The 25,521-nt window shown below is 61.6% G+C and carries 20 protein-coding genes and 1 pseudogene; 9 read left to right on the forward strand and 12 right to left on the reverse strand.

Annotation, left to right across the window (positions count from 1 at the left end; all coding sequences use genetic code 11):
* Window positions 1-200 (reverse strand): hypothetical protein (locus EVC45_RS46195; protein ID WP_129960567.1); only part of this gene is annotated, 200 nt, incomplete at its 3' end.
* 311 nt (window positions 201-511) lie between these two features.
* On the opposite strand from EVC45_RS46195, the pseudogene EVC45_RS23135 reads away from it, so the two are divergent.
* Window positions 512-865, forward strand: a pseudogene (locus EVC45_RS23135) (dimethylsulfonioproprionate lyase family protein); the annotation flags it as partial.
* A gap of 69 nt (window positions 866-934) precedes the next feature.
* On the opposite strand, the gene EVC45_RS45705 reads toward EVC45_RS23135, so the two are convergent.
* From EVC45_RS45705 to EVC45_RS23145, 3 genes are all read right to left on the reverse strand, one after another.
* A complete protein-coding gene (locus EVC45_RS45705) occupies window positions 935-1,081 on the reverse strand; it encodes a hypothetical protein (RefSeq protein WP_168991515.1) in 147 nt (48 codons plus the stop codon).
* Window positions 1,071-1,415, reverse strand: a complete 345-nt coding sequence (locus tag EVC45_RS23140) for a hypothetical protein (RefSeq protein ID WP_129960568.1) — start codon at window positions 1,413-1,415, stop codon at window positions 1,071-1,073. Before EVC45_RS23140 ends, EVC45_RS45705 begins: the two co-directional genes overlap by 11 nt.
* 865 nt (window positions 1,416-2,280) lie before the next feature.
* The gene (locus tag EVC45_RS23145) at window positions 2,281-3,522 is read right to left on the reverse strand and encodes a S53 family peptidase (RefSeq protein ID WP_129960569.1); all 1,242 of its coding nucleotides are present in this window, start codon (window positions 3,520-3,522) and stop codon (window positions 2,281-2,283) included.
* Window positions 3,523-5,435: 1,913 nt separating this feature from the next.
* Here EVC45_RS23145 and EVC45_RS23150 point away from each other — a divergent pair.
* The 4 genes from EVC45_RS23150 (at window position 5,436) to EVC45_RS23165 (ending at window position 8,288) form a co-directional block, all read left to right on the forward strand.
* Window positions 5,436-6,395, forward strand: a complete 960-nt coding sequence (locus EVC45_RS23150) for a GDSL-type esterase/lipase family protein (RefSeq protein ID WP_248295223.1) — start codon at window positions 5,436-5,438, stop codon at window positions 6,393-6,395.
* A 180-nt stretch (window positions 6,396-6,575) separates the two neighbouring features.
* Window positions 6,576-7,250 carry a nitrile hydratase subunit alpha gene (gene nthA / locus EVC45_RS23155; protein ID WP_129960570.1) on the forward strand — a complete coding sequence of 225 codons (675 nt, stop codon included), beginning with the start codon at window positions 6,576-6,578 and terminating at the stop codon, window positions 7,248-7,250.
* The gene (gene nthB, locus EVC45_RS23160) at window positions 7,247-7,918 is read left to right on the forward strand and encodes a nitrile hydratase subunit beta (RefSeq protein ID WP_129960571.1); all 672 of its coding nucleotides are present in this window, start codon (window positions 7,247-7,249) and stop codon (window positions 7,916-7,918) included. The genes nthA and nthB overlap by 4 nt, the downstream gene beginning before the upstream one ends.
* Window position 7,919: 1 nt before the next feature.
* On the forward strand, window positions 7,920-8,288 hold the full coding sequence (locus tag EVC45_RS23165) for a nitrile hydratase accessory protein (protein WP_129960647.1): 369 nt from the start codon (window positions 7,920-7,922) through the stop codon (window positions 8,286-8,288).
* Between the two features lie 79 nt (window positions 8,289-8,367).
* Here the strand turns inward: EVC45_RS23165 and EVC45_RS23170 are convergent, their stop codons facing one another.
* From EVC45_RS23170 to EVC45_RS23180, 3 genes are all read right to left on the reverse strand, one after another.
* On the reverse strand, window positions 8,368-8,913 hold the full coding sequence (locus tag EVC45_RS23170; protein ID WP_129960572.1) for a M23 family metallopeptidase: 546 nt from the start codon (window positions 8,911-8,913) through the stop codon (window positions 8,368-8,370).
* 109 nt (window positions 8,914-9,022) lie between these two features.
* Window positions 9,023-12,094 (reverse strand): CHAT domain-containing tetratricopeptide repeat protein, encoded by a 3,072-nt coding sequence (locus EVC45_RS23175; protein ID WP_129960573.1) that lies wholly within the window; start codon window positions 12,092-12,094, stop codon window positions 9,023-9,025.
* Window positions 12,095-12,359: 265 nt separating this feature from the next.
* Window positions 12,360-15,401, reverse strand: a complete 3,042-nt coding sequence (locus tag EVC45_RS23180) for a CHAT domain-containing protein (protein ID WP_129960574.1) — start codon at window positions 15,399-15,401, stop codon at window positions 12,360-12,362.
* A gap of 513 nt (window positions 15,402-15,914) precedes the next feature.
* Here EVC45_RS23180 and EVC45_RS23185 point away from each other — a divergent pair.
* A complete protein-coding gene (locus EVC45_RS23185; RefSeq protein WP_129960575.1) occupies window positions 15,915-18,023 on the forward strand; it encodes a glycoside hydrolase family 28 protein in 2,109 nt (702 codons plus the stop codon).
* 113 nt (window positions 18,024-18,136) lie between these two features.
* On the opposite strand, the gene EVC45_RS23190 is transcribed toward EVC45_RS23185, so the two are convergent.
* The 5 genes from EVC45_RS23190 to EVC45_RS23205 all read right to left on the reverse strand — a co-directional run bounded on the left by EVC45_RS23190 (window position 18,137) and on the right by EVC45_RS23205 (window position 22,186).
* The gene (locus tag EVC45_RS23190; RefSeq protein WP_129960576.1) at window positions 18,137-18,316 is read right to left on the reverse strand and encodes a hypothetical protein; all 180 of its coding nucleotides are present in this window, start codon (window positions 18,314-18,316) and stop codon (window positions 18,137-18,139) included.
* A 10-nt stretch (window positions 18,317-18,326) separates the two neighbouring features.
* The gene (locus EVC45_RS45710; protein WP_168991514.1) at window positions 18,327-18,494 is read right to left on the reverse strand and encodes a hypothetical protein; all 168 of its coding nucleotides are present in this window, start codon (window positions 18,492-18,494) and stop codon (window positions 18,327-18,329) included.
* Window positions 18,495-18,807: 313 nt separating this feature from the next.
* Window positions 18,808-19,650 (reverse strand): tetratricopeptide repeat protein, encoded by an 843-nt coding sequence (locus EVC45_RS23195; protein WP_129960577.1) that lies wholly within the window; start codon window positions 19,648-19,650, stop codon window positions 18,808-18,810.
* The gene (locus tag EVC45_RS23200; RefSeq protein WP_129960578.1) at window positions 19,647-20,576 is read right to left on the reverse strand and encodes a Ku protein; all 930 of its coding nucleotides are present in this window, start codon (window positions 20,574-20,576) and stop codon (window positions 19,647-19,649) included. Before EVC45_RS23200 ends, EVC45_RS23195 begins: the two co-directional genes overlap by 4 nt.
* Window positions 20,577-20,770: 194 nt before the next feature.
* On the reverse strand, window positions 20,771-22,186 hold the full coding sequence (locus EVC45_RS23205) for a sigma-54-dependent Fis family transcriptional regulator (protein WP_248295225.1): 1,416 nt from the start codon (window positions 22,184-22,186) through the stop codon (window positions 20,771-20,773).
* A 258-nt stretch (window positions 22,187-22,444) separates the two neighbouring features.
* Here EVC45_RS23205 and EVC45_RS23210 point away from each other — a divergent pair, with 258 nt between their 5' ends.
* The 3 genes from EVC45_RS23210 to EVC45_RS23220 are packed head-to-tail and all read left to right on the forward strand — an operon-like array spanning window position 22,445 to window position 25,503.
* A complete protein-coding gene (locus tag EVC45_RS23210; RefSeq protein WP_129960579.1) occupies window positions 22,445-23,326 on the forward strand; it encodes an MBL fold metallo-hydrolase in 882 nt (293 codons plus the stop codon).
* 34 nt (window positions 23,327-23,360) lie between these two features.
* A complete protein-coding gene (locus tag EVC45_RS23215; protein ID WP_129960580.1) occupies window positions 23,361-24,668 on the forward strand; it encodes an FAD/NAD(P)-binding oxidoreductase in 1,308 nt (435 codons plus the stop codon).
* A 31-nt stretch (window positions 24,669-24,699) separates the two neighbouring features.
* Window positions 24,700-25,503 (forward strand): sulfite exporter TauE/SafE family protein, encoded by an 804-nt coding sequence (locus EVC45_RS23220; protein ID WP_129960581.1) that lies wholly within the window; start codon window positions 24,700-24,702, stop codon window positions 25,501-25,503.
* The last annotated feature ends 18 nt before the right edge of the window (window positions 25,504-25,521 follow it).

Raw genomic sequence — 25,521 nt, forward strand, 5'->3', positions numbered from 1 at the left:
CGGCCGAACAACTCGCCGGGCATTCCGTGTCCCTTCTTGCGGCAATCGATTAGTTCGCGATGCGTTTGAATCTGAACGGCAGACATTTGCGGCCCCTCTGAATGAGAACGTTCGATAGCGATTGCGGCACTGATATGGCGCTGAGTATTGGACCGTGAAAATGCTCCGTCAACGCGCTTTATAAGCCGCGTGACATTCATTTAAATCATGCGAAAATGCCCGCGCAACATGGCTTTCGAAGCTGGGTGCCACTGGCGAATCGTTGGCCTGGGGTTTGTCCTGAAGACGATCATCGCCGCGGGCCCAATCCCACCTGTTTTACCCGTCGACATAGGTGAGCGCGGATGAAGACCACCAAAGGGCCGAAGGGCTATCGCCAGATCGCTTTCATCGTGGTTCCCATGGCCGAACCATCACACCGGTAGTCACGCAGCTGCTCGACTGGATACGCGAAGACCCGGCGCCCCGCTGACTTTTCGCGCTGCCCTTAGTGCCGCCCTGGCAAGGTGCGATCAAGGTGCTCGAACCCGCTATCGGATGGCAACGACGAACTTCCGGGCTCAATGGAAGCGAAGACTATGTCGACCAGCACGTCAATGGCATAGTTTGCGGCCCTGGCGGCATGGAAAGCCGCTATGACGTCCAGCTTGGCTTCTCGCTACTCGCGCCTCGTGCGCGATACCCCGATGATCGACATCCGCCGGAAGCGGCCTATGTACTGATCAGTGCAGGGGAATTCCGCCAGCGCGACGGAGACTGGTTCGATCCCGGCATAGGCGGAGGCCTGCATAACCCGCCCGGTTCCCAGCATGCAATGCGCTCGGGAACGAGCCCGCTCATTGCGCTGTGGTGTCTGCTCGTATAGAGGCGTCGCACCTGTCACCGCTTCCTGAGCCGCAGGAGCATTCAAGCATTTGCGGTGTTTCCCCCGCGCTCACTCCGTCGCGCTCTGCGCCTGGGAGGACGCCGCCGGGCTCGAGCCGCGCCGCACGCCGCCGAGCCACGCGGCCAGGCACGCATCAAAAATGAATACCGTGGCCCGATCGACGAACAGCGTCGACACCGGTAGCCTACGCGACAACGCCCCACACGATATGCGCGCGCACATCGTCGAGCGGTGTCGAGGGACTCGCGTCGTCCCCGTCCACTGTCTTCCCGACCCATAGCGCACGACCTGCGACCGTTTGATCCGACCACAGTCGACAGCGAAAGAACGCCTGCGTACCCTTCGCGTAGCCGTCCTCGTCCAGATACATGACGTCCGAGCCCGCGTTATGCAAACGCACGGACTGGATGTAGTCGCAATGCATCAGCGAATGGATTTCCCGCAGGACGCTGGGGGTATCGACAGCGGTGCGCTTTACCGCTTCCACGGTGCGCGTCCACGGATCGATGAGGTAGGCGGTCCTGGTCATGGCCGAATGCGCTCCCTCGCTGCGTCGCCATCAGATCGATGCCGACCGCATCGTGGATGGCGCAGCCAGCCCTGCGGCTCGGCCGTCCGGTCCCGCGCATCGCCACGCGTGCGCATGTCAACTGTCAGAAATTGCACGAGAAACACGATTGCCCCTATGAACAGACACTTGCGCGCGAAGCGACGTGATGTCGAGTGTCAGCGAGTCGGCGCTTGCGGCTTGGCTTCCGGCCCGCGGCGTCGCCTGAGAATGCGGCATGCGTTCTTCGTCCACGGAGAACGACCCCTAGTACCGCTAATACGCTCAACCCGTCCACCGTTCTGTCTGTGAAGCCGGCAAACTCTAAATGGGAAATCTGAACGTTTGCTGAACGAGTCGTGACCGATATGCGGCGCGCACACATACGCCTACCGGGGGCTCGTGAATACACCGCGCCACGATCCGTGTGGTCACGACAGAGATCCCGGCGCCGCTGCCTCGGCACCCGAAAGAGACCCCTCAAACTCTCGATGTGAGCCACGTACGCCGCGAATTGCAACGGGAAGTAGTTCTCTCGATCCTTCTCAGCGGCCTCGTGGCGCTTTTCGTTGAAAGAGCTGGCGCGCGCCGCGGTGGAAGTCGTGATTGCCGTGGAATTGACGTGAGACGCGTGCGCTACGTAACGAGCTGCCATCGAGCGTTGCACTTCGGCTCCGCGTCATCACTCCAGGGCTACATTTAAACTGCAGGGAACGGAGTGTTCCCGCCATCCACACATGTTTCCCGGACAACACTACGACGATGTGCGGCGGCGGCCATTGCGGACGCTCAGGCAATGACTTGAGTCAGGCCGCGCCAGCCGCTCGTGAACTTCGGTGCAGGAGCCTCAGAAGCTTCCCAGCAGGTTGCCGACATTGGGAACACCCAGCCCTGTCACGTCGTCGTATCCCGGCCCAGCGGTACACAGCGCACAAGGTTTTCCGCTAGTGTCGTTCGAGCCGACCGTCACGTTATAGAAGCCGCTGTTCGAAGCCTGGTTCAGTCTGGTCTGGTAGATCACGCCATTGAAACCGTTATTTGGCGTCAGCAAGCCCGACACTGAAGAGCCTTTGCCATTCAGATACTGTCCGAGACGCGCCACGATCGCCGACCATTGAGGCGCCCCCTCACTCGTGCCGCCTATCGCATACCAGCCACCCTTGACATAGACTGCAACCGGGCTTGCTGACGGGTCTGCGTTATACGCGACGTCCGGAATGCCGCGTTTGCCTTTGTTCAGCTTCAGTGCCGAACTATGGGTCGCCTTCAGGTAGGCGCTTTGAAAGGCTGGCATCGTCTCATAGATGCTTGCGCCGCCCCCTCCCTGAGACCACGCGATTTCGCTAGTGCTGGTTTGCGGCAACACGAGACTCGCGATCGTGGTACCGCCCACCGCCGTGACGTAGGGCGAAGCGGCCGGATAGATCTGATTGCTGCCGTCGTTCCCTGTATCGCCCGCGGCTGCGAAAAAAGCTACGCCGGGATGTTGCTTGAAAAAGCCGTCGTAATTCGACCTGGTTTCTGATGCATATTCCGGCGCCCCCCAACTCATCGACACCGCCGCGACGTTCGGCTGCGCCACCGAAGCTTGAAGTGCTTTGAACAGGTCGGCCACGTTTGCGCTTGCGGCTTCAATCAGGACGATTTTGGCCGCGGGAGCCATCGCATGCGCCCATTCCACATCGAGGCCGATCTCCATGTCCCAGTCGTTGGAAGACGCCGCGGGCGCGCTACTCAGATTGATCTGCTGAAAGCAGCCGTTCGTGGCATTGCATTGAGGTAGTCCGTAATAGGAGCTAAATGCGTTCAGGTCACTGGCGACGTCCGCCGAACCAGCTGCGTCGACGATGACAATAGTCTGACCTGCGCCCGTGTACTGGGGAGGCATGTTGTAGTGAGTCATCAGGTCGTTGGGGCTCAACGTGCCGGCAATGCCGCTGCCTGTGACCATCTGTCCCGTCATCTGATCGATACGCTTCCAGTGAGAAACCGGGCTCGCGGGCGCGAAGTTTCCGCCATCGCCCGCGTCGCCACCGCAACCTGACAAACTGGCGATTACGCACAATGCGATTGTTGGATACATTTTCATTTGCCGCTTCTCCTAATCCCAGTTCAAAAATTGCTGCATGAAAAGCTCTCTTGAAACGGAGCGCAGCGTTTGTTTTCACCAGCTTTTCGTGCTCGCCCAAGCATTCTGGAAAACGGGCTATTCAAGGACATGCCGACTGCGCATGACATCAGGCAATCCTCATCGACGCCGCATTCAATCGGCAATCGAAATGAAATAGCTCGCAGGCGTCGATCAACGGATATCGACTTCGCTCTCTCATCCTCTACAGCGAAGTTCGGGCACGCCTCGTGAAAAAGGTGTGCTGTCGACATTACGCCAGGCGAGATCGTGATGAGAGTGATGTGCGCCGCACGCGGAGCAATCGTGGAGCGGTACGACGCAGCGGTAACCTGTTATTCCCGGTCGCTATTGCCACACGATTCGTCGTATAGATATGACGTATTCGCGGCAGTGGGCGGATCTGCCGACAGGTGGCTACGCGCTGGACGCACTGCTCGAATCCCGGGCGTCGTTCGAGACCGCGTTTCCTGATGGCGTGTCATGCCTATTTCGGGCACGACCTTAACCGACAGAAAATCGGGTTCAACAGGCTCATGAAAGTCTCGAAGAGCCTGTCTTGTCAGCGCAAACAGAGCGGCCAAGCTGGCCTGTTGCGTCGCAATGAGTTGTACAGGTGTGAAAACGGTCATGCACGTTCTCCGTAAGTTCAACTCAGCTGGATAGGGACGCTAACCGGTACGTATAAAGGTCTTCTCCACAAACCTTATGCTTGAACGCACCGAGCGATCGTTGTGCAACGCGTCATAGTGAGTTCATTCTAACGCGCTCATCGCGTGGTGGGTAGATGCTCTGATAGGCAAATACCCGAGGTGAAATTGGACAACAACTTTACGAATTGGAACTCCATACCGCACACGTTAGGTCTGTGAACAGGCCCTTAAATCAGGCAGTTTCTGTTGCGCCGAAAAAATTACGCGACCACGGACACGTCGTCGGTAAATATCATCTCGCCATGCGCGGACTTGACGTGGTCACGCTCGATCGTGAGGAATACAAATGCATGAGACAAACTCGCGATCTTCCTCCTTGATGCCGAGAAGAATATTGCTTTTTTAAAGGTGGTTTATGTTTCCCGGTGGCACGAACATGAAAATGCCATGCAGATGTGTAGCTAACAATGATTTCGCTAGCTTTGCGCGTTGAGCTTCCCCGAGGTTATTTGCGAGTGCAGCCCTTCATCAATCGACCATCTTCGAACTCAGCGTCAAAAGCTACCGACGGCGCACTGCCCTGCATCGTAGGTTCGCAAGCTGATCTATTGCCAATTGTCGGACGTAAGAAGACACGCAGGTATAAATAATGCGCATTGCGTCAACGCGATTGTTCGTGTACAGGTTGACCTTCTTGTGGTCCGGCTAACCGCTTTGAGAGGCACTATGCACCGATTGCAAGAATTCGCCGATGGCACTTGCGCCTGCCATCGACGCGCGCTCGTTGCGCTTTTTGCGGCAGTCTGTGTGTCCTGTGGCGGTGGCGGTGGCGCGAGTGGGGGAACGGGCTCGGGCGGAACATCGGCGACCAGTTCCGGCGGAACATCGGGGAGTGGTTCCGGCACAACATCGGGGAGCGGCTCCGGCGCAACATCGGGAGGCGTTTCCGGCGCATCGCCGGCGAGCGGTTCCAGCGCGACATCGGGAAGCGGTTCCGCCGCAACACCGGCGAGTGGTGCCAGCGCGCCATCGGGAAGTAGTTCTGCAGGTGTGTCCCAGGGCACGGCAGCGGTCCCATGGACCGGCACCTGGGCTGTCGCACCATGGGTCACCCAGAGCCCGGGCTTCAACAACCAGACCGTGCGGCAGATCGTGCACACCAGCATTGGCGGGTCTGCCGTGCGTGTGCATCTGTCGAACCTTTACGGGAGCGGGTCCGTCGTGATCGGCAACGTTTACGTTGCGCTGCGCGACAGCGGTCCCAGTACGGTCGCCAGCAGCACCAGAACGGTAACGTTCGGAGGCCAGCAAAGTGTGACGCTGCCCGCAGGTGCGTCGATCGCAAGCGACCCTGTTCCCTTCGACGTGCCGCCACTCTCGGATCTTGCGGTCAGCGTGTATCTGCCCGGCGCAACCTCACCGCAGCCGACGGGCCACGACGGCTCGCTACAGGACGTCTATGTCGCGCCGGGCAACCTCGGTGCGGACCCGAGCTTCACCGGCTTCACCACTAACCCTGCCGGTCAGGCCTATTACTTTTTGACGAACGTCGATGTTCAAAACCCCCAGGCGACGGGCGCGGTGGTGGCATTCGGCGCGTCGATCACCGACGGGAGCGCATCCAGCAGCAACGCTAATCGCCGTTGGCCGAACGATCTTGCCGTTCGCCTTTCCGACGCCGGCATGGTGGTCGGTGTATTGAACGAGGGAATCAGCGGCAATAACTTTTTCACCGACGACGCGGGCCAGGCGGGCCTGAATCGCTTCGATCGCGACGCGTTGGGCCAGCCCGGAGTGAAGTGGATCATCGTGTCCGACGATGCCGTCAACAACCTCAACACCGACACACCGTCTACCGCGCAGGATCTGATCGGCGCGTTTCAACAGCTGATCTCCCGCGCACATGGGGTCAACGTCAAGGTTGTCTGCTCCACGCTGACACCGTTTCGCGGCACGCAATACTGGACGGCCGCGATCGAAACGTCGCGCCAAGCGATCAACACGTTTGTGCTGAGCTCGTCGAGCGGCTGCGATGCCGTGCTGGACCAGGCTCGTGCCGTGAGCGATCCCGCCGACCCAGCCTCCTTCCTGCCGGCTTTCAACAGTGGCGACAACCTGCATCCGAACGACGCTGGCATGCAGGCGATCGCCAACGCATTGGACCTCAATAGCCTCAAGTGATGACGTCATCCATGGAACCCTCGTTGCAGAGCAGCGGATAGCACGCGATGTCCGACGCGGACAGCCGCCTGACGGAAAAGAGCATACCCATGAGTTCGCCAGCGGCTCGCTCGTACGAATTGCATTTGCCTGTAGCGCCGACCATACTCGTCACGTCGGACACTTTCCGGGCGACCTTCGATGAACGGTAACGAACCTCCTCGCGACGGGCAGCGGCATTCACATGCTGACGAACACGATCACGATCACGCGGGCAGTGCTCTGCCGGAGATGGACTTGCGCGTCCGCGCACTGGAATCTCTGCTGGTCGAGAAGGGTTACGTCGATCCCAACGCGCTGGACGTACTGATCGAGACCTACGAGCACAAGGTCGGGCCGCGCAACGGTGCGCGCGTGATCGCGAAAGCGTGGGTCGACCCCGCGTACAAACGATGGTTACTCGACGACGCGACGGCAGCGATCGCGTCGCTCGGATATCAAGGCAGACAGGGCGAGCATATGGTCGTGCTGGAGAACACGCCCGCGGTCCACAACATGGTGGTCTGCACGTTGTGTTCATGCTATCCGTGGCCGGTACTCGGGCTTCCGCCAGTCTGGTACAAGTCGGCGCCCTACCGGTCACGTGCCGTTATCGATCCGCGGGGTGTATTGAAGGAATTCGGCTTTGAATTGGGCGCCGAAGTCGAGTTTCGCGTGTGGGACTCCACCGCGGAGGTCCGCTATCTGGTGTTGCCTATGCAGCCTCCCGGCACTGCTGGTTTCTCCGAGGAAGCATTGGCCGACCTGGTGACACGCGATTCGATGATCGGCGCGGGTCTGCCGAAAGGGTCGGAAGCCGCCCGGGAGTCGACATGAACGGTGCGCAAGATCTGGGTGGAATGCAATCGTTCGGCCCGATACGGCCGGAAACCGACGCGCTGATTTTTCACGCGGACTGGGAGCGTCGCGTGCTGGCGATTACGTTGGCGATGGGCGCGCTCGGTAAGTGGAACATCGACATGTCTCGTGCCGCGCGGGAGAGCTTGCCGCCTGCGCAATATCTCGCCAGCAGCTACTTCGAGATCTGGTTCGAAGGTCTGAAAAAGCTGCTGCTGGAAACGGGCTTGGCGACGACCGAGGAAATCGCTAACGGCGTGTCGAGCCGCTCGGGAGTGCCGGTGCCTCGCGTATTGATGGCTAGCGCCGTAGCCGCGACGCTACGCCGAGGCGGTCCCGTCGATCGTCCCGCGACCACCGAGGCGCGCTTCAAGATTGGCGACGCGGTCGTGACCCGTCAGTTCAACCCAGCAACGCATACGCGGTTGCCGCGTTATTGCCGAGGCAGGCGAGGTCGCGTCGTCGCGGTGCACGGTCCGCACGTGTTTCCCGACACCAACGCAATCGGCCTCGGTGAACAGCCACAATGGCTGTATACGATTCGCTTCGATGGGTCGGAACTGTGGGGCAAGGATACGACCGCGGCATCCGTCTGTGTCGATTGCTGGGAATCCTATCTCGAGTATCCGGATGTTGCGCCTGCCTGATATGACACACACCCAGTCGAACCTGCCCGAATTGCACGCTGCGTTGCCGGCATTGCCTTGTGACGATGCAGGGCCCGTTTTCAGCGCGCCATGGGAAGCCAGGGCGTTTGCAATGACGTTGAGTCTGCATCGGCGCGGCCTGTTCACGTGGGCCGAATGGGCGGAATGTCTGGGACAGACCATCCGCGATGCGCAGTCGGCCGGCGACCCGGACCACGGCGACACTTACTATGGCCACTGGTTGACGGCATTGGAACTCATCAGTGCCCGCAAGGGCTTGCTGACCGCCGGTATTCTCGAGCAGCGCCGGAGCGAGTGGGATATCGCAGCGAGACATACACCGCATGGGCAGCCGATCGAATTGAAGTGAATGTGCGCGCTTTGTGCATCCCAGCGCGGTGCTGCTTGCTCGCGCAGCAGTCGAGACGGCCCCATCGCCGCGCACGCAGCTAGTTGCCCTTAAGCGAGCCGAACACTTTCTGGTTCACCAGGCCTGAGCCACCACAGGTATACAGCTCGTAGCCCAGTAGCTCACCGGGATCGATGCGCGGCGCGTTCGTGGCCAGGCTATTCTCAAGCAACAGCTCAAAATGCAGATGGGCGGGTTCCCCGACCGCATTACCCGACATACCCGTTTTCCCGATCCGGTCAGTCTCACTTACCGAGTCGCCTTTGCTAACTTCGACATGACTCAGGTGCGCATAGAGTGCGTAGAGCTTTTCATAGTTCTCGATTCCAATGGAAGCGTTCAATCCGGGCTTGTACTTTGGATTTTTGAGTTCAAGCAAGATGCAGCGGCCGAAGCCTGACACGTTTGCGTATACCTGGACAACAGTTCCATCCGCTACGGCGAACACCGGAGAATTGGGTTCTGCGGAGAGATCCCAGCCTTTGTGCCATCTCGTTCCATTGTTCCGAACCTTGCCGAAAGAGTTGCCGAGAGCCTCATGCGGTCCATCTGAGCGAATCGTGTTCACTACAAGAGGCAGAGTCATGTCGCTACTCCTTTTGATGATGCCAGGCCGTGCGTTATCTCACCAAACGCGAAGGTTTTCGAACTACCCCAGCCCATTGCCGCGCTGATGAAGCTGATGACGCTATCGTTCAGTTTGCACCGCCATCGCCAAAAAGCGCAAACGGCGCCCAGAAAAACGGATGCGCATACGACGCGATCATCTTGCCGTCTTTGAATCGTCCGGATTTGTCGATCATTGCAATCATTGTTTGCCGCAACGCTTCCGCGCGGCCCAGCGTCGGCTCCGACTGTTGAAGAGAAAACAGTTGGGTCGTCAGTTCCTGGGCCGACTCTGTTTCCACAGCCCAATGCGTTGCAAGTAGAGCGCGCGTGCCCGCGTAGAAAAAAGCCCGTCCCATACCTGAGACCGCCTCTGAACCAGCGCCATCGGCCGCAGCCGTGTTGCAGGCTGACAGCACGACCCAGTCGGCGTTCAGTTTGAGCGTCAGCACATCACCCATCTTGAGCAGCCCATCGCCCGTTCCACCCACCACCTTCGGATTCGACAAGGCCAGAGCAGGTTGCTGGAGTCCGTCGAGGTCCCCCGGCACGAGTCCGTGCGTGGCAAACATGACCACCCGGCGATCGGCGAGCAGTCCGCTCTTCGCCGCCGATACGGTTGCCGCGCTGCCGAGTAAAACGTCCGAGCTTTCATCCGCACCGAGCGCACGTGCTACCTTGCGTACCTCGTCGGCCGTTTCGGGGAGGGGCATCAGATCGTCCAGATGCGCCGAGACGAGCGCCTGGCTATCCAATGCGCCCCGACTGGTGATACGTGTATCGAGGACACGGATGCCATTCGCGCCTCGCTGGCTCACCTGAGGCGTACTGGCGGCCGACTGCGCAGCGCTAAACAGAGGGTCGCCGAAGCCGATGAATTTCTTGCGGGCAGCGGTCGCCGGCGATACTTGCCGCAGACTGACGAAGGCCGCGGCTGACGGCACGCTCGAAGTGGCGTGCGTGCGGGCCAGCCATGCTACGTGCCGGTAACCGTCGAACAGCGCTTGAGCATCAGTCGTGTGCGAAGGCCGCTCAACGGGTAGCAAGCCGAACGGCACGAAGCCAAGTGCTTCGTCAGGGACAATGACGAGCGAATGCGCGCGATCCCATCCCGACCGCACGGGCAAGAGGCCCTGTTCATAGATGGCGTAGGCCGCGGCGACATCGAACGGCTTGATGCTTGCGAAGGTATCTCCGTGTATTTCGGTCGAGGCCCGGACCAGCGCCACGAGACGGCTAATCTGTTCACGCCCGCCGCTGGACGCGCGAAACAGAATCGAGCCGGACGGATCGATACTCCAGATAAAGATGCGATCGCTGCTGATGAAGGTCGCGACCAGCACCTCGTCCGCGTGCAGCGCCCTGGCGACAGCGCCGACCCCCACGCCGGGCGACTCCATGGCGGCGCCGCGCTCGCCCAGGTGCATGACAAGATCCCGGTGAGCCGCGTCCTGCTCCTGTTGAGTCCGCTTCAGCTCGTCGACGAGTTCCAACGTGATCTGCTGTATCTGCGGGCTGGGCCGGGTGGCGGACAATCTGGCGAGATGAACGCGCAATGCGCTCGCGCGCAAAGCAAGGTCCTGTTCCTGACGAACGACGTCCGCGGTTTGCGACGACGCTGCTGCCGCTCGCATGGACGAAGCCTGAATCGCTCGCCGAACCTCAGCTTCGCGTGCCGAATCCGCCAGAACAAAGGCCTTCTCGGCAATCTGGCGGCTCACCTTGGGATCGCTCGCATGCTGCGAGGCTTCGAACATGACGCCGACGTAGCATTCCGTCAGGAGGTGGTAACGCACATGATCGAATACGTTGCTACCCCCGCCGGTCGTGGCGTATTGCGCAAATACCTCGAACTCGGCGATTGCGTCGGCGCTCTGCCCGGCATGGGCGAGCGTGAATGCATGAATCGCGCGTGCCTCGACCCATTCCCGACTGCCTTCCCCATACGTGCCGCGCCGCAGTTCCACCAGGTTGGTCGCGAGCGGGAGCGCCCGCGCGGTCTGCCCATTTGCGGCCAAAGACAGAATTGCATCAGGTGACTGCTGAAAGAGAGCTCTCGCAAAGAAGTCGTCGTCGGGGAGCCCCGCCTTTGCTTGCTCAAACGATGTCAGGCTCTTCGTCAGGTCGCCTTGCGCCAGATAAATGCGGCCCTTGAAGTGATCGATCAGGCGGCGTTCACGTACATTCGGCGGCGCTTTCATCTCGTCAAGGATCGCGAGCGCTTCGTCGCACAGACGAAGCGCATCGGCGATGTGATTGCGTGCATAAACCGCTTCGCCCAGCGCGAGGACCCCATCGACGGTATCGAGGTTGGTTCGCCCGACTCGACGAAGCAACGTGCGAATGACCTGACGATCTATTGCTTCCGCCTCGTCATACCTACCCTGCTTCACCAGATTGGCGGACAGATGCAGCAGACGTTTCTCGACCCAGTTGGGCGTCCGATCTTTACGAGCGCTGCCCTTGTAGGCGGCAATCGAGTCACGTATGAAGGGCTCGGCCTTTCTCCACTGGCCGTCCGACTCGAGGATCAGATATTCGACGGTCGGGGCACGCCACTCCTGTGGCGGATCGGATTGGCTGACGCGGCTCAACAGTTGCTCCGCCTGCTGCCCGGCACTTCGAGAGTCGCTCGTATCGCCCATCGAGGCATAGATGGCACTCAGCGTTTCATAGTTGCCGATTGACCTGGGTACCTCGCGTATGGCCTGTTGCATCAGTTCGATCGCCGTCTGGAAGTTGCCCGCCTCCAATTCCGCATTGGCAAGTTCCCGGACGACGTCGCGTCTTTTTCCCGCGAAGCCGGCGTGCTCTGTTTGCTCATAAGCCGTGCGCAGATCGGTGAGCGCCTGTTCCGAGCGGCCGATCTGCGCGGCCGCATTCGCACGTTTCCAATAGAACGTCACCAGGCTCTGACCGTCCTGAGGAGATGTTGCATCGGCAATCGCCGTGAGACGCTGCAAGGTGGCCTCATTGCCCTTTTCGGTGCGAATTTCCACAAGAATGTCGTTCGTGTTCCTCGGCGGCTGCAGGATTGGTTGAACGGATGCCGAGAGCGGCAGGTTGCCTGCTTCATCGTGTGGAGTCAGCGCGCCTGACGAGCAACCTGCGAGCAGCCATGTGAAAAAACACCACACGAGGTGCATGTGCGTCGTTTTCACTTGCTCCTCCTCGCGTCGTTGAGTCGTCGGGAATTGCGTTGCACGGGCTGAGAGCGGCCGGCCAACGCGAATGACGGCAGATGGTCCTGCGTCTGGAGAATAGCCGCTGACATCGTGGATACATGCCGATACCTCGGCAATTTGCGCCTTGATATGGAATCTTCCGTCGCCTCCCAGCCGGACTACTGATGTGCTTACCGAAATCGGTCGTCGTGCTGTGCATTGACGCCGCGTGTGTTCTGAGTGCGCTGAGACGGACCTCGCTTCAATCCCGTCCGTCACCTACCAGTGAAAACGCAGCCCAGAAAGCCGGATGGCCATACTTTTCTCCCGGCGTGCGCATGACCTCCAGCATTGCCTGCCGTAGAGCCTGCGCCCTCGACATTCGATGATCGGCTGCCTGGTTGCGGAACAAGGTAGTCGTCAGCAGCCGTGCCGATACCGTCTCGACTGCCCAGTTCGAGACCAGAATGCCGCGCGCGCCAGCGTAGAAGAACGCCCGCTCCAGCCCGGACGCGGATTCGCCGTTCTCATCGTCATGTTTTCCCGTATTGCAGGCGGACAGCACGACCCAATCCGCGTCTAGCGTCAGGCTGAGTATGTCGTCGATGCTCAGGAAGCCGTTGCTCCCGGGATCGCTCACCAGCGCGGGATTGGACATCGCGAGTGCGGGCTCGTCGAGGCCCGTCACCTCGCCGGGCGCAAGGCTATGAGTCGCAAAGGCGACCACACGATAGCGCGACAACTCCGCTGCCTTCACATTGCCGACGGTGGCTCGCACGCCCAGAAAGAGATCGCGTTGAAGGTCCGCCCCCGTACTACGGGCAATGTCGCGCAGTTCTTCCCCGGTATCGGGCAGCGGGGGCAAGTGAGAAAACGCCTCGACGAGCGGGACGCCCGATGGACGAGCCGAGGCCGGCGCTGTGTCGGTGTCGGCGGCAGCGGGCGCCACGACGAGATCGCGGACCGACAATCCACGCGTCGTGCGTTCTCCTGCCGGTGGCTGCGCGGCGAAAACGGGGTCGCCGAAACCAAGGAACGGCCGCCGTTCGGCCGCTTTGGTCGACGCGGTCCTCAACGCGAGCAACACGTTGGCGGATGAAAACTCGGAGATAGCCACACGCTTGATGAGCCACGGCCTGTTCGCGTCGATACCTTGCGAGCCATCCGTGACGTCGCCGTCGCGGCCCGTCAGCAGAAGTCCTAAAGGAATCTGGGCAAGCGGGCCATCGGGTATCACGATGAGTGTGCGTGCCGTTGCCCAGAGCGCGCCGTCGGGCGCCAGCAAGCTCGAATAGAGTTGCTGGGCCGCAGCGACATCAAAGCGTTTGAGCGTGCCATCGGACAGATCGACGCTATGCCTGAGCGACTCGACTTGCTGAAGCAATCGCTCGCGCGAGATCGGTATCGCTCTGAAGCGAGACGTGTCGCCTTCGAGCGTCCATACATACGTTTGTCGAGCGCCGACAAAAAATGCCACCACTGCCTCGTCCGGGCGTAGCAAGCGGCGAACGTCGCTGATCGCTGTTGCTCGTGGCGCGACCAGCTCAGCATAGGTCGGGAAGCGGGCGGTGATTTCTTTTGCCAGCGCTGCCTGTTGCTCCTGAGCGAGGCGTACCTCGCGCTCGAGCGCGTTGATCGTCGCGTCGTCGGTCTGTTTGTTCGGCATCAGGGACACGCGTTCCAGCAGGCTGCCAAGCGACTGGGCGCGATTGGCAGCATCCTGTTCGCGGCGCGCAAGCCCTGCAAGCTGTGAATTCGGCAGGCTGGTTCGCGCGGTGCTCGCCGTGATCGCGCGCTGAACAAGGCCGTTGCGAACCGTGTCGGCCAGCCCGAATGTCTCCCCGGCCACGTCGATACCGGCGGGTGTTTCGCCGGATCGTGCCATCCTCGCGAGCAGTTCGAGGTAACCCTCGACGATCACTCGAAGCTTGTATTGCTGCACGTAGCCGATCGCGGCATCTTTCCCGTCGTCGCCTCCACCATATCTCCACGGTTTGACGAGCTCAGGCAGCGCCAGCCGGTACTGTGCGAGAGCCGCTTCGCTCTTCCCCTGGGCGGACAGCGTGTTGCCCAGATAGCCGCGAAAGACGGCAATGTCAGCTGGATCCGGGCGGGGAAGACGCTCAGCCCCGGTGATCTGGTGTCGAAGCATTCCCTCCGCTTGCGCTGACTTTCCAAGGTTCAGTAGCGCGAGAGCCCATTCTGAGTGCCTTGCCCCGAACCTCGAGAACTGCTCTTCACTTTCTCGCATGCCGGTGTCGCGCTGGCGGAAGATTTCGGCAGATTTTGCCCATCTTCCCTGCATGTTGAGTACCAGTCCTTTCCACGCACGTAGTTCAGCCAGTCCGAGTGAATATGGCACGATCTTCGCTCGATCCGCAGCCTGCAATGCTCGATCGAAGAGTTGTTCCGCCTGCTTGATATGTCCTTCCCGGAGCCGGATGATCGCCAGCAGTTTTAGCGCCGATACTGTGCGGTTCGAACCGAACCCGGAGAGCGTCGCGACTTCCACGTACGAGAGGCGCGCGAAGTGTCCCGCTTCTCCCAGCTTTCCGGTGCTTATAAGTGCATAAGCGAGGCGCGCTTCGGCGATTGCCACATATCTCCTGCCCTCGAGTGCCGCCTCACTGTTGGGCACGTACAACTCGCTCTGGGCATGGAGGATCTCACGGCGTATATCGACTTCTTGTCGGGCCAACTCCACGCCAGCACGGTAATTCCCCTCGGTCATCTGCAACCGCGCGTCTACCCCATGGATCGCTGCAGACGCTTCCAACGTCACGATCCTGGAACTGTGTCGCAGCCGCAATAACAGTCCTTTGGCCGACTCCAGGGACGCATTGGCCTCAGGCAGCCTTCCCAGATCGAGTTGCGCGTGAGCGAGCCCGGTATCGATGAACAGGTGGCGAGTCAGGTCTGAGGCCGACAGCTTGTCCAGCGTCCGCTTCAGGTATTCAATATCGGCCACAAAGTCGCCCGATTCTTCGTACGCAGAGATTAGCGCGTCACGAATGATGTCCCGGCTGCAAGGTGCAGTGTTTGTTTGCCAGTAGCCGATCGATGCCTCCGCCTGTGTCAGATCGGCGATCGCGGCCGGATACCGGCCAAGGCGAAAATTCGCGACTCCCCGGGATTGGTAAAAGGCGCACTTTTCCTCGTTCGTCTGCGAGGCGGGCGGTATCGCGGAGACCTGTCTTTCGAGTTCGGCGATGAAGTGCGGGTCCGGTTGCACAGCCAGCTCGTCGTTCGTTTCATCGCTAGCGAAAGCCGATTCCTCGCCGCAAGAGGCGATCAGGAACAGCATCGTGCAGAACCGGAGGACGAGAATGAGGGCACGCGTGCCCGGGCAGATCCGCGAGCGTCTCGCTTCTATCGATGGAGTGATCACGAGCCACCTCCGAACCGGCGTTCTTCAACGACTTGCGAACACGGAATAAGCGACCTGCGTGCTTGTCAGGAATGTTAGACGATCACCATGAAAAGGAGCTCGTCTTACAAATTTCCCACAACGTAAGCCACCTGTAGCCATGCGGCACAAAAGAACTCTGTCCCGGTTAAATTCGATTGACGATCCCGATGTCGTCCGACAACAATATTCCGGGCGATCGAGCCAGCCGCTCCTGACCGATCTCTTCGCTGTAACTCTGCATCTTCCGTTCGCATTAGCGTCGCCACGCGGCTTCATCACCGTCGGAGTTCAATCAGCCTCTCAGCGAGACACAACAGGAGAACGAATCAATGGAAACGCATGACAAGGACGATCCCAGGTTCACGGAAGTCCTCACCAACGCGCGCCTCTCCCGGCCGGCGCGCGTTCATGGCCTTCGCCGGCGTGTCCGCAGGCGCAACCCTGCTGGGGGTCGGTCGCGCGGCGGCGGCAGCAGACTCGATGCTGCCGATTCCCTCCTATCCTGGCGGTCGACCTCCGGCACAACCCGGCGGGGACCCGATCTGGGGACCGGACGGACAGGCCGCGGCCATTCTCAGGAAACTTACCCACCTCAATCCCTCGATGTTCGCCCACACCGGCGACTTTCACGTGATGAGCTACGGGGCGCGCACACTCCCCGCCTCCGCGTTGATTGCGTCGACCGCGTGGCCGGGCGGCACGATTCCATGGGTAAACGGTAAGGAAGCGACCGATTTCCCGGCCAACGACCGGCAAAGCCCCGGCTCGAATGTGATGGTGCCGTGCGACTATACGGGCACGCAGTACGACTCGTGCGCCGCGTTCAATGCCGCGATCGCTGACGCGAATCGTTGCGGCGGCGGCCGTGTGGTGGTACCGGCCGGCAACTGGTATTGCGGCGGTCCGATTGTGCTCCTGAGCCATGTGAACTTCCATCTGTCATCGGGCTGCACGATCTACTTCAGCCCGAACCCGGCGGACTACGCGAAGAACGGCCCCTACCCGACGGCGAACGGCAATCTGTATCACACGCGCTGGCAGGCGAACGATTGCCTGAACTTCGGCTCGCCGATCTATGCGTTCGGCCAGACCAACATCGCACTGACCGCCGACGACAACACCTGCGTGCTGAACGGTCAGGCGATGACGCCGATGCAGCCGAGCACCCAGCCGCCGACCTCGTGCTGGTGGACCTACAAAGGAAGCAGCAACACGTACGGCTGTGCCGGATCGTCGACGCCGTCGCAGGCTTATGTGAATCCGAACAACGTCCCACTAACCAGCCTTCCCGCTTCGCAAATCCAGAATCCGCAGGCAAACGTTCCCTTTACGAATCAGTACGGTGTTTCGAGTTCGCTAATGCAGCTGCTCACGGGCACGGGCTGGAATCAGGACCAGAACTATTTACCCGCGCTGTCCGAACTGCGCGTGCCCTTCACAGACCGCATCTTCGGCAACGGACACTTTCTGCGTCCGTGCATGATCGAGTTGATCGGCTGCACAAACGTGCTGCTGCAGAACTACCACACGCAGAACACGCCGTTCTGGCAGCACCACCCGACCGACTGCACGAATGTGGTGATCGACGGCGTATTCGCCGATAGCGTCGGACCGAACAACGACGGCTTCGATCCGGACGCGTGCAACTACGTGCTGGTGCAGAACGTTCAGTTCAACACCGGTGACGACTGCATCGCGATGAAGTCCGGCAAGTATCTCGATACCGAGTACGGTCCGATGCAGAACATCGTCGTGCAGAACTGCACGATGCAAAGCGGCCATGGCGGTCTGACGATCGGCAGCGAAATGAGCGCGGGCGTGCAGAATGTCTACGCGCGCAATCTGACGATGGAAAACGAGAACTGGGCGAGCAATCCGCTGAACATCGCGCTGCGCTTCAAGAGCAACATGAATCGCGGCGGCTTCATCAACAACGTCTGGATCGACGGCGTGACGCTGGCCAACGGCGTGAATCTGGCGGGAAAATACGGCGGCGGCTCGCTGAGCTCGCAGGGCTCACAGTACAAGATCACCGGTTCCGGCACGACCGGCCTTGCGCCGAATCCTTCCACCGGCCAAGGCGGATTGATCACGTTCGACTGCGATTACAGCCCGTCCGGCGATGCGGTACGCTGGAGTCCGTCGGTGATCAGCAATATCAACATCACGAACGTGAACGCGAGCAACGTGTCGGGTCCGGTGTCGTACTCGATGCCGTCGGGCTTCGTCGCCGGGTCGAATTCGTGCTTCCAGGCGCTCGTCATGCAAGGCCCCGAGGCGGTCGACTACAACGGTCCGGTGCCGGTGCCGACTGTGAGTCCGATCAGCGGCGTCACGATCTCGAACTGCAACCTCGGCAACCCGGTGTGCACGGGCGCGTTTCCAACCACGCCTTCGACGTCTGCGTCGTCCGCGCCGGGTCCGGTCTTCGTGAGCAATGTAAGCGGTATTAAGCTGACCAACGTGGTGATCGCGGGCACTACGTACAACACCTCGCTGAGCGCACCGGCGACCTGATGCCGACGCACAAGGACGCGGGCAACCGCGTCCTTGTGCGCGGTGATCACAGTGAGCGCGATGACGTCAAGCGAAGAATCGGGTTTTTCCTGGCGCAGGTTCAGCGAAGCGGGTCACTGCGGATCCGGATGAGCGAGGCCCGCTTCCTCGATGATCTGCTCGTATTTCTCCACGCCGACTACGGCGCGGTACTCCTGCATCAACAGGATGAGCGCCTGCGCCGTGCGGGAAATCACACCGTAGGCTTCCAGCTGCTCGGCGTGCACCAGAGCCTGCCCCAGATTCATGCTCACGTCGGGGTCCTCAATGCAGTTGAACGGCGAGCAGGTTGTTAGCAAACGAGGGCCGGGCGGACACGAACTCCATCAGGTCGACGAAGCCGTTGCTGAGAGCAAATTCACGCAGCGCATCGGGGCCGCTGTCAGCCTTGATGTGGCCGTAGCTTTCGACCATCTTCAGGTCGGTAATCAAGTACACCATCTCAACCTCTTTCCGTCCGGGAATGCCCCGAGTTGTACTACGCACGTATGGATCGACCGAAAGGGCGTGTTATCCACATTTTTGGTGGATAACGCGGTGGACAAGTCGCACGACGTCGAACCGTTGTCCCCTCAAGGTACGGGGCGAAGAGTACGAAGCATCGCTTAAATCGGGCTTAAACAAAGTCGACGGTACGTACGCATTGCCGGGCCGTCGGCTCGGGAGCGCACACTGCCGCGACAAGCGCCGCATTCACGTGGTGCGAATCACCGATGCGCGGGTCCAGTGGGCGGTCAGGTGCGAATCAACGGCTTAGCCGGCGATAGGCACTCAGGTGTCTGAGAAGCCCCTGCTTGTCGCCGCGAATCTCGCTCAGGCGAGCGATATTGAAGTGAGCGTCGGCATGAGTCGGGTTCAGCTCGATGCACCGCTCGTAGGCTGCCACCGCTGCGTCGTAGCGTTCCAGTTCTTCCAGAGCGACCGCGCGATTGAAGTGCAACAGAGCATCGTCCGGAAAATGCTCGAGAGCCCTGTCAAAGACGGACAAAGCCTCGTCGCATCTCGTTCCAGCCTCGCAAAGCAGGACGCCCAGATTGTTATAAGCGTCATAGTGCGGAGTCGGGGATAACTCGAGCACTTTCTTATAGGCCTGTTCAGCACCGACGACGTCGGCATCGGTCAGTTGCTCCGCAAGAGCAAACCACTCCTCGGTCTGCTGCTCCCGGTCAACGATGTTACGCGGAGCAGCGTCAAGGAACGCGACTTCACCCCGCAGAGGCGCAACCTCCAGATCGAGCAGAAGCTGGCCCGAGGTCGCATCCCATTGCGACTCACCTGTCTTGACGACCACCGAGTCGCCGACAGCGGTAATGCGGAAGCCGGTTAGCGGAAGCTCTTCAGGCAATTCCGCCTTGAGTCGCGCAAGCGCCTGCAGAATTTTTCGCGGCGCGATTCTGGCCGATTGAAGCTGGAAAGCTGCGCGCAACAACACCACGTCCTGGAACGTGAACCGGAGCTCGTTACGGCGACCGCGTGACGGTTGCACGAATCCAGCGTCTATCAGGCCGGACAGCACTCGTCGCGAGACGCCCAGCAGCGACTGGAGACTGCGCAGCGAGTAGTCGTGCGAGGCAACGCGCCTTTTCACTTGCGCGCCCGAACCTTGGCGGGCGCCGCTTCTTCGACCTTGGCGGGCGCCCTCTTCGCCGGCCGTCTCGGTTTGGCGGCCAGTTCATCGGAAGCCGCTGCCGGCGCTTTCTTGACGGGCGATGCTTTTGCGGGCGCGGCCTGTCTGGTCTTGTTGCGGCCAAGGCTTGCACGAAGTGCTTCCATCAGATCGATCACATCGGCGCCCGACTCGATGCCCGGCTCGGCGGGAGACACGATCTGCTTGCCGGCGATTTTCTGATCGATCGCTGCCAGAATCCGCTTCTTCTCCTCGTCCTCGTACGCCGTTGGATCGTACGAATCTTCAGATACCTGGTCGATGATCTGCAGCGCGAGTTGTAGCTCGGTGCCGGTGACTGCAACGTGCTCGATGTGCAATTCGGTCAATGAGCGAACCTCGTCCGCGAACAGCAGTTGCTGAAACACCAGGCCGTCCTCCGCCGCGCGAATCTGGACGATGCGTGTCTTTCCTTTGTTGGACCATTTTGCCAGCGCGCATCGCCCGCTTTCGCGCATCGCCTGCTGCAGCAGACTGTACGGTTTGCCGCCGCGTTTGTCCGGCGCGATGAAATAAGCCTTGTCGTAATACAGCGGGTCGACTGACTTCTCCGGCACGAAGGAGACAATCTCGACCACATGCGTTGCGCCTTCTTCGAGCGCCTTCAGTTCCTCAGGCGTGAAGACGACGAACTGGCCTTTCTCGAACTCATACCCTTTCTTCATGTCGGCGCGCGCGACGACCTCGCCTGTCGCCTCGGAGATGTACTGCTGTTTGACTCGACCGCCCTCAGGCGTAAGAAGATTGAATCCGACACCTGAAGCGCTGTCGGTCGCCGAATAGAGCTTGACCGGGATCGACACCAGACCGAAGGAAAGCGTCAGAGACGCAATTGAACGCGCTGCCATGACTTTCTCCCGATAACCGACGACCGTTGGCCGCACAAACTCCGGTTCCATCGAACGAACGCGAATCATGCTGGAGGGAATTCTACGGCGTTTAGGCCGCTGGCACCTGGCAACACGTCATAGCACGGCTTATGCCTGTCGGCGCTGACCTGGGTTTCCCCACAGAAGCAAAACGGTCGTGGCCTAGAAAACCCTTAGGCACCCTCACCGCCTGCGATCGCTTTCAACCGGCGATAAAGCGTGCGCTCGCTCAGTCCCAGCTGCGCGGCAAGCTCACTGCGTTTGCCGCGGAATTGCGCCGCTGCGCGCGCGAGCTCCGCATCGGTCAGCTTGCGCGGCAACGCGGCACCCACAGCCAGCGAATCCCGCCCGCCAGCGCAAGCCTGGTCGCGAACCGCCGCCGGCAAGTGCTCGGCGCGGATCACGCCAGCGTCGGCGAGCAGGTTCGCGCGCTCGAGCACGTTGCGCAATTCGCGGATGTTGCCGGGCCACGCATAGGCGCGCAACAGCGCCAACGCATCCGCGGAAATCGTGGCTTTAGGCGACGATCCGGTTCGCGCCGACGCAATGCGCCGCAGAATCGAATCCGCGAGTAGCGCGATGTCGTCGACACGCTCGCGCACCGCGGGCAGATGAATCGGAAACGCACTGATGCGGAAATACAGATCAGCACGGAACTGGCCGTCCGCGACCATCCGCTCGAGCGGCTTGTGCGTGGCCGCGACGAGCCGGAAATCGGCGCGCAGCATGTCGGTACTGCCCACGCGCCTGAAGGTGCCCGTTTCGATCAGCCGCAGCAGCTTCACCTGAATGGATAGCGGCACGTCGCCGATTTCATCGAGAAACAGCGTGCCGCCCTGCGCGGTTTCGACGAGGCCCTGCTTGCGGCTCGTCGCGCCGGTAAACGCGCCCTTTTCGAAGCCGAACAACTCGCTTTCGAACAGCGTCTCGGTGATGCCCGAGCAATCCACCACGACGAACGGCCCCTGGGCGCGGCTGCTCGCTTCGTGCAGCGCATGCGCGAACAGCTCCTTGCCGGTGCCCGATTCGCCGAGCAGCAGCACGGGCAGCATCGAAGGCGCGACGCGCTGCAAAGCGGAAATCGCCTCGTTGAACGCCGGCGCGCGTCCGACCAGACCTTCGGAGCTTGGCCGCGCGGACGCGCTCCTGACCGTAGCGAGACGCTCGACATAGGCGACGATGCGCGCGTGCCGGTCGAAGATCGGCCGCAATTCGACGTCGACGTGCTCCGGGCCTCGCGGTGTGTGATGAATATGCAGCACCCGATCCGCGCCGCGAATTTCCGTCGCGCGTTTCATCGGGCAGTGCTCGCCCGCCTGGTCGCAGGGCACGTCGTAGTGATGCGAAACCTGATAGCAGCGGCGGCCGATGTGCGCCTGGCCTTCGACGCCGAACTGGCGCTGATACGCGCGGTTCGCGGCGAGAATCTGATACTGCGGATCGAGCACGATCGCCGGCTGCGGATCGTGCTCCAGATACGACACCAACGTGCTCACGTCGGGCACCACTGCGGGCACGCCGTCAGGCGCGCTCGCGGGGTGCGGCGGCAACTCGGGCGAAGGGGCAGGCGGAAAGTCGGGCGGGATCATCGTCGTTACTCCGTGGGTGCCGCACTATACGCCGGAACTGCCATTTCTGCCACGACTGCCAGATGGCAGTGTCTCTATGCCACGCGTCATGGCAATCGCCACGCGGGCGTCTGTTCAATCCGCCATGTCAGCAGCGATAAACCGCTAGAAATCAGAGCGTTACAAGCGGGCTTGATAAAGCTGCGGCTCGATGGCACGACTCCTGCAATGGTGGGCGCCCGGACTGGCCAGGTCCGCTATCGTAAGGAACCCACCGAAATGGCAACCGGCAAGCTAGCCGTCGAGGGCTTCTTCGATCCTGCAACATGGACCGTCAGCTATCTGCTGATGGATGCAGGCACGAAGAATTGCGCATTGATCGACACCGTGCTCGACTTCGACCCGAAGTCGGGACGCACCTGCACCGCAACCGCGGATCGCCTCGCCGCGCGCGTCGAGTCCCTCGGCGCGCGCGTGCAATGGATACTCGAAACCCACGTCCACGCCGACCACCTGTCCGCCGCGCCCTATCTGCAAGCGAGGCTCGGCGGTCAGATCGGGATCGGCGCGCAGGTCACGCGGGTGCAGGCCGTGTTCGGCAAGCTGTTCAACGCGGGTCCCGAGTTTTGCGCCGACGGCTCGCAGTTCGACCGCCTGTTCGTCAACGACGAGACCTTCACCGTCGGCGACCTGTCAGTGCGCGTGATGCACACGCCAGGCCACACGCCTGCCTGCGTGACCTATGTCGCGAGCGACGGCAGCGAGGAAGCCGCCTTCGTCGGCGACACGCTTTTCACGCCCGACTACGGCACCGCGCGCTGCGACTTTCCGGGCGGCGACGCGTCGACGCTGTACCGCTCGATCCAGCACATCCTCGGTCTCGCGCCGCAAACCCGCCTGTATCTGTGCCACGACTACCAGCCGGGCGGTCGCCCGCTGCGCTTCGAGACGACGGTGGCCGAGCAGCGCAAACAGAACATCCACGTACACGACGGCATCGACGAAGCGTCGTTCATCGCGATGCGCACGGCCCGCGACGCCACGCTCGCGATGCCCGTGCTGATCCTGCCTTCGGTGCAGGTCAACATGCGAGCGGGCCACTTTCCACCGCCCGAAAGCGATGGCGTGTCATACATCAAGATACCGGTCGATGCGCTGTGAGCGCGCCGGCCTGAAACGAACCAGAGGAAAAGACATGCGAAACGCAAAACGCCCAGACCCATCGAACCCGGCCACCGATACGTCGAGCGTCCCATCGCAACCGATGCGGCCCGCGCACCAGCACGACGTGGTGATCGTCGGCGCGGGCTCGGCCGGCATCGCGACGGCATCGAGCCTACTCGCGCGCAGCCCCGATCTCGACATCGCGGTCATCGATCCGGCCGACACGCACTACTACCAGCCGGGCTGGACGATGGTCGGCGCCGGCGTGTTCGACCCGGAAACGACAGCACGTCCGATCGCGAGCGTGCTGCCCACGAACGTGAAGCGGATCAAGGCCGCCGTCACGCGATTCGAGCCGGCGGAAAACCTCGTGATTCTCGACGGAACGCGCGCCGTCAAATACCGCCAGCTGGTGGTGTGCCCCGGCCTCAAGCTCGACTGGAATGCGATCGACGGGCTTGCCGACACGCTCGGGCGCAACGGCGTCACCTCCAATTACCGCTACGACCTCGCGCCGTACACGTGGCAACTGACGCAGCAGCTCGAACGAGGCCGGGCGATTTTCACGCAACCGCCGATGCCGATCAAATGCGCCGGCGCGCCGCAGAAAGCGATGTATCTCGCGTGCGATCACTGGCGCCGCAGCGGCCGGCTGCAGCATATCGGCGTCGAGTTCCGCAATGCCGGCGCGGCGCTGTTCGGCGTCGCCGACTACGTGCCCGCATTGATGGAATACGTGGAGCTTTACGGCATCGCGCTGAACTTCGGTTCGACGCTGAGCGCAGTCGACGGCGACGCGAAAATGGCGAGATTCACGCACACGTTCGCCGACGGCAGCAAGGAAACGTTCGAGACCGGCTTCGACATGCTGCACGCCGTGCCGCCGCAGAAAGCGCCCGACTTCATCCGCGCGAGCGCGCTCGCCGATGCGGCCGGCTGGCTCGACGTCGATCCGACCACGTTGCGGCACAAACGCCACGACAACATCTTCGGACTCGGCGACGCGACCAACACCTCCAACGCGAAGACCGCCGCCGCCGCGCGCAAGCAGGCGCCGGTCGTCGCGCACAACGTGCTCGCCGCGCTGGGCGCGACGAGCGGCCTCGCGACCTACGACGGCTATGGCTCCTGCCCGCTCACCGTCGAGCGCGGCAAGATCGTGCTGGCCGAGTTTCTGTATGGCGGCAAGGTCGCGCCGACGTTTCCGGCGTGGCTCATCGACGGCAAAAAGCCATCGCGGCTCGCGTGGCTGCTCAAAGAGCGAATCCTGCCGCCGCTCTACTGGCGCGGCATGCTGAAGGGACGCGAATGGCTCGCGCAGCCGCAACTGGCGGACTAAGCGCTTGCACGCACTGCTCACGGGGTCATCGATGCTACTGTCTCTACTTCTCGGCGCGCTGGTGGGCGCGATACTCGGGCTGACCGGCGCGGGCGGCGGCATTCTTGCCGTGCCCGCGCTGGTATTCGGCATGGGCTGGCCGTTGCAGCAGGCCACGCCGGTCGCGCTCGTCGCGGTGGCCGGCAGCGCAGCGGTGGGCGCGCTCGAGGCGTTCCGCAAGCGGCTCGTCCGTTATCGCGCCGCGCTGCTGATGGCCGCCGCGGGGGTGCCCGCCACCGCCGCCGGCGCGCGCCTCGCGCATGCGTTGCCGCAGCGCGTGCTGCTCGCGCTGTTTGCCGCGGTGATGCTGGTCGTTGCGTTCCGGCTGCTGCGTCAGACTCTCGTGCGCCGCGCGTCGGTCGACGCGCAGTCATCGATGTGCGTCGCGCGTGTCGATCCGGCGACCGGCCGCTTTCGCTGGACCTGGCCGACCGCAGCCGCGCTCGCGGCCACCGGTTCGCTGACGGGACTGATGACGGGGATGCTCGGCGTCGGCGGCGGCTTCGTCATCGTGCCGATGATGCGCAAGCTGACCGACGTGTCGATGCACGGCATCGTCGCGACTTCGCTGATGGTGATCGCGCTCGTCGGCAGTGGCGGCGTTCTCGCAACGGCCACGCACGGCGCCACGCTTCCACTCGAAGTCGCGTTGTGGTTCACTGGCGCCACCGCCGCCGGCATGCTCAGCGGACGGCTCGCGTCGCATCACGTCGCCGCGCGCCAGGTGCAGCTGGGCTTCGCGAGCATCCTCGTATGCGTGGCGCTCGGTCTGCTGGTCAAAGCGGCGCTGATGTAAGCACTGTTCCCCTCCAAC

Origin of the sequence: Paraburkholderia sp. UYCP14C (assembly GCF_004197395.1) — a bacterium.
Taxonomy (GTDB): domain Bacteria; phylum Pseudomonadota; class Gammaproteobacteria; order Burkholderiales; family Burkholderiaceae; genus Paraburkholderia.

Excerpts from the sequence above, each read along its gene's own strand:
- EVC45_RS23140 (WP_129960568.1), bottom strand. The coding sequence starts at position 1,415 with ATGACCAGGACCGCCTACCTCATCGATCCGTGGACGCGCACCGTGGAA.
- nthA (WP_129960570.1), top strand. The coding sequence starts at position 6,576 with ATGAACGGTAACGAACCTCCTCGCGACGGGCAGCGGCATTCACATGCT.
- EVC45_RS23165 (WP_129960647.1), top strand. The coding sequence starts at position 7,920 with ATGACACACACCCAGTCGAACCTGCCCGAATTGCACGCTGCGTTGCCG.
- EVC45_RS23205 (WP_248295225.1), bottom strand. The coding sequence starts at position 22,186 with ATGATCCCGCCCGACTTTCCGCCTGCCCCTTCGCCCGAGTTGCCGCCG.
- EVC45_RS23220 (WP_129960581.1), top strand. The coding sequence starts at position 24,700 with ATGCTACTGTCTCTACTTCTCGGCGCGCTGGTGGGCGCGATACTCGGG.
- EVC45_RS23210 (WP_129960579.1), top strand. The coding sequence starts at position 22,445 with ATGGCAACCGGCAAGCTAGCCGTCGAGGGCTTCTTCGATCCTGCAACA.
- EVC45_RS23215 (WP_129960580.1), top strand. The coding sequence starts at position 23,361 with ATGCGAAACGCAAAACGCCCAGACCCATCGAACCCGGCCACCGATACG.
- nthB (WP_129960571.1), top strand. The coding sequence starts at position 7,247 with ATGAACGGTGCGCAAGATCTGGGTGGAATGCAATCGTTCGGCCCGATA.
- EVC45_RS23200 (WP_129960578.1), bottom strand. The coding sequence starts at position 20,576 with ATGGCAGCGCGTTCAATTGCGTCTCTGACGCTTTCCTTCGGTCTGGTG.
- EVC45_RS23185 (WP_129960575.1), top strand. The coding sequence starts at position 15,915 with ATGGCCTTCGCCGGCGTGTCCGCAGGCGCAACCCTGCTGGGGGTCGGT.
- EVC45_RS23180 (WP_129960574.1), bottom strand. The coding sequence starts at position 15,401 with ATGCTGTTCCTGATCGCCTCTTGCGGCGAGGAATCGGCTTTCGCTAGC.
- EVC45_RS23145 (WP_129960569.1), bottom strand. The coding sequence starts at position 3,522 with ATGAAAATGTATCCAACAATCGCATTGTGCGTAATCGCCAGTTTGTCA.
- EVC45_RS23170 (WP_129960572.1), bottom strand. The coding sequence starts at position 8,913 with ATGACTCTGCCTCTTGTAGTGAACACGATTCGCTCAGATGGACCGCAT.